We start from the raw sequence: 7,866 nt of genomic DNA, 5'->3' as shown, positions 1-7,866 counted from the left end.
AAGGGAGCAAAAAACACTGCAACTAAAGCCACAAAAACAGCCTCCAATATGGGGTGGTGGGGCTTTTTAGGAAGTCTGGTAGGCGCCATTATTTCCAGTGTTTTTGGCTATTATGGTTATAGAAGCCGTAAGGACACTTTCATGCTTTAAAACATCTACCTGTCTACCTTTAAAGCAAATACATAAAAAGCTGCACGCATAGTGCAGCTTTTTTTGTAAATTCTTCTTAATCACTCTAAAATTCAGCCCTCTTATTTAAAATGCTCTTTGCAATCAACATAACATTTGACAAAAATAAAATCCATATTAAGAGGAAATAAGTGGTAGTTTTTTTATTTTGGTCATCATTGTTTTTCTATCAACTATAAGGGGGGAAATATATGAATATTTCACTTAATAAAGTAAAAAATGTTATTGAATTGGCTGCTGATGAAGTTGTGCCAACTATAATGCTTGATAAGTATGCACAGCGTAACGATACTCAAATTTGTCAAAATGAGCTTGATGTGAATGGTTCGTTAGAAGTTTAATAATGTATTGTTGATACAGATCTATTTACATATCTAACTTTAAAATTAAGTATATTTAAGTGCATGTTTCAGTTATTTTCAGAGAGCTTTTCTCAAAAAATTTGGGCTAAGCAAGCAGCTGAATTGTCAATTTCGTACATCCCTTTCGATGAAAGGGATGTTTTGAATGCTTTAAGACAATACGCTCTACATCCTCATAAACTCTTAGCTCTTAATCCTAAATCCGAAGTAGTAACAGTGGTTAATGGAGTGCGGAGTCCACGTCCTCTTTCAAACTTTCTTGTTTTAGATACGGATAGAACTATAGAAGAATATACTGCCCGCGTTGACCAATATGCCGAAGGACAAGAATGGGCGGTCATGTATTATGGATTATACGCTGCAACCCCTGTTCTATGGGATGTGGCAAAACAGTTTTCAGATCAATTAGCTCATTCTTTAGGTTTTAGGCCTGGTGGACGCGTAGATATTGACTGCTTCATTGGCCGGTATTCTTCTACCCATGTTGGGATCCATGTAGATCACGCTCATAATTTTGGTTTTACTCTACAGGATGGCAAAACAATGTTTGCATGGCCCAGTACACGAGAAGACCTCCAAGGGCTAAAATATCCTGAATATGAAGCGCATAAATTAACAGCAATTGCGCTGCAAAACCGTACAGACCGTGTTGCCTACTTTCCCCATGATGCTTTCCACGTTGCTGAAACTGGAAAAAATATCGCGGCAAATATCAATATTGCTTTTTGGGAAACAGCACACGATGCACAACATCATAAAAATTATGTCACGCATTTACTCCATCTTGATGATCGAACGCGACATGATATCCGCGCATCAGGAAGAGCAAATTTAAACCCTGATAATGCTTTTCAACACTCTGCACTAAACTCCGCCATCGCAAATGGTACCTTAAAACGCCATATGCTGGTTTCTCAATTAATTTGTGATACAAGTTCACGTTTATGTGTCAAGCGCCCCCTTGTTGACGTCTCCGAAATTGAAAATGAAATCACTCTTCGCCCACCTGCAACCCTGCAATGGGTGCCCTTAACTGAAACAAAAGAACTGCTCATCGCAGCAAATGGGCATTGCGCCAGTTTTGAGTATAGCTCTCATCTAGAACATTTCCTTTCTCAACTTTCATCAGGAAAAAAATTAGATCTAGCAAAATTAAATGATAAACCACATGACACAGCACAGAAGGAAATTTTAAAAGCTGTAAAAGCTTTAGCATGTTGGGGAGCATTGTGACAAAGAAAAAATCCATGATTTTTACCCAAATGGGGCTTTTCCTTGTTTTGGGCTTTAGCAGCTTTGCCGATGAAACAGCACAAGTTACATTTGCTCTCCACTTAGCAGAAAGCACAGCATCTATTTCAATGCTGCTGTTTGCAGGGCTTGTCGGGGCAATTTGTGCAGGCCCCATTGCACCACGTCTCTTACATCGCTTCCAACCAGCGCGAACAGTACCCATTGTTTTATTGTTTGAAGCACTCTTTATAGCCACAGCTGCAATCGCCAACCAATTTTGGGTTTATATTGCCCTTTCTTTCGCACTAGGTTGTGCTGGTTCACTCTTTTGGTCTGCTATCCTCGTTTCCGTCCCAGAATTTGCAACCAATGATCAGCAATTAGACCGTATCAACCGCATTATCCAAACAGTTCGTAATCTTGGCTATATTGCCGGACCACTGTTAGGAGGTGTATTGTATGGAATATCAAACGGGCAAAAAGGATTGTTTATGTTGTCAGTCATGGTTCTTTTTGCTACCTTTATCACTCTCTTCTGTTTTAAAAGTTTTAAAATTCATACACAAACGACAAACACAACGCAAAAAAGCAAAAAAGGGCTAGATTTAACGGGTCTCTTGCGTAAAAAAAATGTTGTCTATGCTCTTTCTCCCCTCATCATTACCATCATCCTCACCTCTGCTCTCAACGTCTTATCGATTGTCCGCATCCGCACTGAGCTGTACTTCAGTGCAGAAACCTATGGGGTAATCACAAGCATGTTAAGTCTTGGCCTCGTGGTTGGTCCACTCTGTTTCTCCAGCCTTTTTCATCGCTTTGGTAATGCCGCTGGTGCATCACTTGCCGCTACAATAATTGGTTTTGCAATTTTCTGCTTTTCCTTAACACATATTGTATGGTTAATGATGCTGTCATTTTTCATCCTTGGGGGTGCTAACGGCGTGCAAAATGCTCTGATGGCAAGTTTTATGATGAAAGCCATTCAGAAAGAACACCGAAACAACCAAATGCCTGCCTATATCTTTATCATACAAACAGCGGTGTGCCTTGGCTTTCTAGGAGCCGGTTTTGTAAAAGTGCATCACACCCAAAGCACACTGTTTATCATTGGCATCGCCACCATGATCACAGGCATCTTAGGTTTTATTGTGAACAGTGCCGTACAAAAAAAACAGAGAGAATTTGATAATGGTTAGTGGACGAGGCGTTTTTCTCAAGCAAACCATACACCACAAAAGGACATGACAATCACCACCCAATCAAATTTCAATAAAATCCCTATCAAATCGTTGTATCCCATGCAACCCCATACCAACCCAATAGGACTTTGATAAACCACTCTTTAATGTAGAGCAACTAACAACCCTCCCCAAAGCTTGATATTTTAAAGTAAAAAAAAACGATAACATCATGCAACAAGACCCTATAGGCTTAAACTTTTACAATGGAACAGGCGGCTATGTGTGGCAACTGGCAGACTATATGCGACATGATTGTCATGAGAGCTCCCACACACTTGAATTGCAAAAACCAACGCCGCCCATAGCCATCAATTCTTTCGCTGTCTACCCAAGTGAACTCAATCCTTTATCACGCGTTCAATGGGCAAAAGATGTACAAATAATAAAAAACAAACCAGCACTCATTGGCAAACGGCAAATACAACCCATCACCATTGTTTCTACAAAAGGAGCGGCATTTGGCGGATTCGACTTTCCCACATTTGAAGCACTTCGTGAAGGCTGCCTTGTCCAATCACTGAGGGAAATACAATTCAATGATACTCTTCTTGCCTCTGGAAGTCTTTTGATATCACTTTTACAACACGGTCTCATCGAAACAGATCAAAAAGCATTTTCAGAAAATGATGCAACCGCTCTTTTACGAGAGCCAACATGTATTATCATAGATTCTTCTCTTGGCAGTCTTGCCATTAATCAACTCAATGGGCGTACAATCCGGCTTCATGAAAAAACAAAACATCTCTTGAAGCAAGCCACCACACCAATGCACATTCAACACCCTATAGAGGATTCAATAAAATTTTTTGTAAAAGCAGGAATGCTACGATTGGTAAAATTATAAGGATAAAAAGATGCAGCTGATAAGACCTGGCATGGGAACAGAAAATAGTGCACAGCTCATTTATGCGCTTATTCAAATGGCAAGACCGCGCACAGTCATTGAAATCGGTGCTGGTGATAGTACGCGCTTGATTGCTAAAGCACTGCAAAAAGCAAAACAAACATGGCAACAAGATAAAAAACTTTTAGAATCCTCCACCTGGGAAGAGCGCACAGCTTTGCTTGACCCTTCAGGAATCCTTGAGAATTACGAACCTCGGCTTATCACCATTGATGATTTTACAGTCGAAGGTCAATCAGCAGAAGAAGCATGGCAAAAACTGCTTCAAGACGGTATTGAAAAAGACATGGTAACATTTATCCATGAGAATTTCTTCTCTCTCGATGAAAGCACCCTCAAATCTTGGGGACCAATAGATTTTGCTTGGCTTGATGCTGGTACTCCCGCAGATGATGTGCGATTTGTTATAACCCTTTGGGAACACATCACCGCTGGTGGTTATCTTTGTCTACATGAACCAACCATAACAACAACAATTGCTCTCAATGGCGAACAACGGGTTCGACGCGTCAGAACTCCTTTGTGGGAAGAAATTCTCTACCGGCTTGATGGCTCCTATGAAGCTTTAACACTCCCCGAAAACCACAAATATCGCCAAAGTGGTCTGGGGATTATTCGCAAACGCACCCCAGCCGAACAAATTGTACGCGCACAATCGCTACAAGCAGAACTCATAGAAATCAATGAACTGCCCATTCGCAATGATCTTTTGCCCATGGGGAAAGAAACCCTTCACAAACGCAATACCCGCAATTCACTGATCTCTGCCATGACGTCACCGACACTGCGCGCTGTTTATGCCGCCATTATCCTTGGTGCAAAAAATCTTACTGATATCCTCAAACATGTCGATTCAGATGCCAAAAACATTCACAAATCCATCAATCGCCTTTTGAATCTTGGACTTATTCACAACACAACAGAAGGATTTCAAGCCGAAGAGACAGTGTGGAAAATGCTAGAAAATAAACATGAACGGGAGAGGGAAAATTTAAGCGACCGCCATTTAGAAACAGAAGAGATGCTATCAAAAATTGGTGAAGCCTTTCAAATGGGAAAAATCTATAGCGAAACGGAAGTTTCCAAGATATGCAACCTCTTTACGATAGACTTTGCCCGATTACGACGCACTCTTGTTGAGAGAGGTTTTTTACAACGCCATGGAGGAAAATATCAACGCATGCGCTAAAAGAGAATTGAAAAATGATTAGCGAACGCTATCGTTTTTCTTCTCTATTTCAAGAGAATGAATAACCTTCCACTAAAAAATATAATTTCATTAAAAGGTTACAAAATCATTCATCCCATTCATATGTTGACAATCTATGGAGATGAGATTAGCGTGCTCTCTTCGCAAGAGATGCAATGGGGAGGAACAAGAGTGCGAGATGCCAATTGGTTATCAAAAAGGATTGGGTGGTTATCAAATAGGGTTAAAAACAGTCAAAACCATCAGGAGAAGATATAGGATCAAGGTCTCAATGGATCTTACGATTGTTGCGCGAACATCTGGGCACAGTGTTGTTGCTCAATCCAAATCATGCTCGATATTTCTAAAAACATCGTAGAAAAAACAATATTCTTGCATTGGACTGGCTAGTGAATCAAGAAAGATACTATTTCAACGAAATGTGCACAGCAGAAATAGGGCTGGCAAAACTTCCTCAAAAGATACAACAAAATGTCTTTGATCATTTAACAACACTTCTATGGAAATTCCATGGGCAAAAATAAAATTCCTTTTTTCATCTATAGCACAGTTTTTCTTTCTGAATTTTCCTTTTTCTTTGTACTCCCTTTGCTTGGAAACTCTTCTCTCATAACTGCTGCCAATGTTGCTTTTTATCTCGCTGGATCGGTAATCCTTGAAAGCATTCTCATGGTAACCACAACAGGTTTATTAGAAAGATTTTCCCGTAAACTCTTAATGGCTACCGCTTTTATTTTAAGGAGTAGCGCTTTTGTGTGCATTATCCTATCGCTCACACCTTCTGCATGGTTGATCTTTTTTACCTTAATGGCTTTTTCGAAAGCAATTTCAAAGCCATTTTTGAGAGAAATTTTATCAGAACATCTCAATGAAAATGCTCTTAAACGCGCATTAACTCTCTATTCTTTTTTTCAAAATGCTGCTGTCGTTATCGCCCCTCTTGTTGCAACGAGTGCCATAAAATACAACGCATCAACCTTCTTAATGGCTTTTTTTGCACTCATTGGTTTGTATCTTTGTGTTCTATCCATTCAAATTGTTTATCATTACCCGCATAAAACATTATCTCTTGAAAAGAATAAAAAAACAAAAAAAGCTCTTCTTTCTTCTTTAAAAACAATAATACATAATCGTTCTATTGCTTATTTGCTGGTCACGGCTTTGCTTTGTGCATTCCTCATGGGAATTTTCATCACCACCACAACACTTCTCAGTAAATTTGACAGCAATCTCGCCCCTTATAGTGGAATTTTCTTTTCAATTGTTGGCATCAGTATTTGTATCTGGCAAGGAATAATTAATAAACATCTCAGCCTTTCCGATAAATCAACTTTCTACCTATTATGGCTTATGGGAAGTTTCTCCTCATTTTTCCTCATGGGTGGGGTCTTTACCGCTGTGACTGCATTAATTGCCTACAGTGTCTATGAATCTGTCATGATTCCAGAAATATACTATCAAGCAGGGAAAACAACCCCATCCCTCTCTGCTAGTGTTCTTTTCAGTTATATTCTTGTTATTTCAAATATTGGCCAAGCCGCCGGCTCATGGACAAGTGGATGGATTATCAGCCATTTCAACAATCATATCGCTTTCACCTTTTGCATGATTGTTGGTGCCTCCGCCTTTGCTTCTTGCCTTTGCCTCATGCAAACGAAAAAATAAGCAGCTTCCATGTCACATATAGTTTTTGCAACCGGTGGCACAACAAGAGCACTCAAAACACTTCGCCATAAATCACTCAATTATGATTTTGAACACACTCTGCGGCAAAAAAGCTCAAAACGGTCCCTAAAGATTGCTCTGTAAACGCCGTTGCAAATTGTCTCATAGCTTAAAGGATTATGGGGTAGACAAGCGTAAGGTAGATACATTCTGCACGAATAATATTCTATTGATATCCATGTGCAATACAGCCAAATCATTTTTCTTATAATTCGCTCATTTCTGCCATGACCTCACCGACACTACGCGCTGTCTATACTGTTATTATACTTGGTGCTAAAATTCTTTCTGATATCCTCAAACTTATCAATTCAGAGACCAAAAACATTCACAAATCTATTAATCGCCTTTTAAACCTTGGTCTTATTCAAAACACAACAGAGGGATTTCAAGCAATCGATAAATTATGGCAAGCGCTAGAAGATAAAAATGTATGAAATATGGAAATTTTTAGCGATCACCATTTAGAAACAGAAGATATACTTACAAAAATTGCAGAAGCATTTCAAATAGGAAAAACTATCGCGAAACGGAAACATCAAAAATATGTAGCCTTTTTACTTTAGATTTTGCGAGATTAAGACGAACCTTGGTGGAAAATGGATTTTTAAGACGATATGCAAGCAAATATCAGCGCATACGTTGAAAGAAAAAATTCAAGCATTTGAGTTTTTCTTATGCAGCGTTTTGTTTTTTTGTTTTCTGTAAAGAGAGTTTAGGCCAGCTATGCGCCCCCCTTAGTATTTAGTGATATAGATAGTGTAGATGTTCAAGGAATTGTGTACAGTTTTTTTGTTACAAAAAGTTGGCAGATTGTTTTGAGGATTTGGCTATACAGACTACACATAGGACAAAGGGAGAGATGACATAAGAGCCAAGAGAATCTGAGTTTAGATTTAGCCTTGAGCGCCCCTTTAAGTGCGTGGCATTACGTAGCTTATACGTTCTTCCCCTACCCATTTTGCTTCCGAAGGTGCATGATGATTAGTAGGCATGCCCCTA

At 39.4% G+C, this 7,866-nt stretch carries 8 protein-coding genes and 1 pseudogene; all 9 read left to right on the top strand.

Features of this window, described 5'->3' with window-relative positions:
* A pseudogene (locus ACFINL_RS08995) lies at positions 1-150 on the top strand (DUF3792 domain-containing protein); the annotation flags it as partial.
* A gap of 230 nt (positions 151-380) precedes the next feature.
* Complete coding sequence (locus ACFINL_RS08990; RefSeq protein ID WP_375612575.1) at positions 381-530, top strand: hypothetical protein; 150 nt, start codon at positions 381-383, stop codon at positions 528-530.
* A 63-nt stretch (positions 531-593) separates the two neighbouring features.
* Entirely contained in the window at positions 594-1,784 is a 1,191-nt protein-coding gene (locus tag ACFINL_RS08985) for a hypothetical protein (protein ID WP_375651428.1), read from the top strand.
* On the top strand, positions 1,781-2,980 hold the full coding sequence (locus tag ACFINL_RS08980) for an MFS transporter (RefSeq protein WP_375651427.1): 1,200 nt from the start codon (positions 1,781-1,783) through the stop codon (positions 2,978-2,980). The genes ACFINL_RS08985 and ACFINL_RS08980 overlap by 4 nt, the downstream gene beginning before the upstream one ends.
* Before the next feature lie 214 nt (positions 2,981-3,194).
* Positions 3,195-3,869 carry a hypothetical protein gene (locus ACFINL_RS08975; protein WP_375612578.1) on the top strand — a complete coding sequence of 225 codons (675 nt, stop codon included), beginning with the start codon at positions 3,195-3,197 and terminating at the stop codon, positions 3,867-3,869.
* 10 nt (positions 3,870-3,879) lie between these two features.
* Positions 3,880-5,118 (top strand): DUF2087 domain-containing protein, encoded by a 1,239-nt coding sequence (locus ACFINL_RS08970; RefSeq protein WP_375651426.1) that lies wholly within the window; start codon positions 3,880-3,882, stop codon positions 5,116-5,118.
* Positions 5,119-5,649: 531 nt separating this feature from the next.
* Positions 5,650-6,804: an MFS transporter gene (locus ACFINL_RS08965; RefSeq protein ID WP_375627878.1), complete on the top strand. Its 1,155-nt coding sequence runs from the start codon at positions 5,650-5,652 to the stop codon at positions 6,802-6,804.
* A 287-nt stretch (positions 6,805-7,091) separates the two neighbouring features.
* Entirely contained in the window at positions 7,092-7,301 is a 210-nt protein-coding gene (locus ACFINL_RS08960) for a hypothetical protein (protein ID WP_375651425.1), read from the top strand.
* Positions 7,302-7,366: 65 nt separating this feature from the next.
* Positions 7,367-7,510, top strand: a complete 144-nt coding sequence (locus tag ACFINL_RS08955) for a DUF2087 domain-containing protein (protein WP_375621767.1) — start codon at positions 7,367-7,369, stop codon at positions 7,508-7,510.
* Positions 7,511-7,866 lie beyond the last annotated feature (356 nt).

This window comes from Bartonella sp. AA78NXGY (assembly GCF_042197005.1).
In the GTDB taxonomy this organism is placed as follows: domain Bacteria; phylum Pseudomonadota; class Alphaproteobacteria; order Rhizobiales; family Rhizobiaceae; genus Bartonella.
The sequence above is the reverse complement of the archived record's forward strand: the minus strand, read 5'-3'. Positions and strand labels throughout refer to the sequence as shown.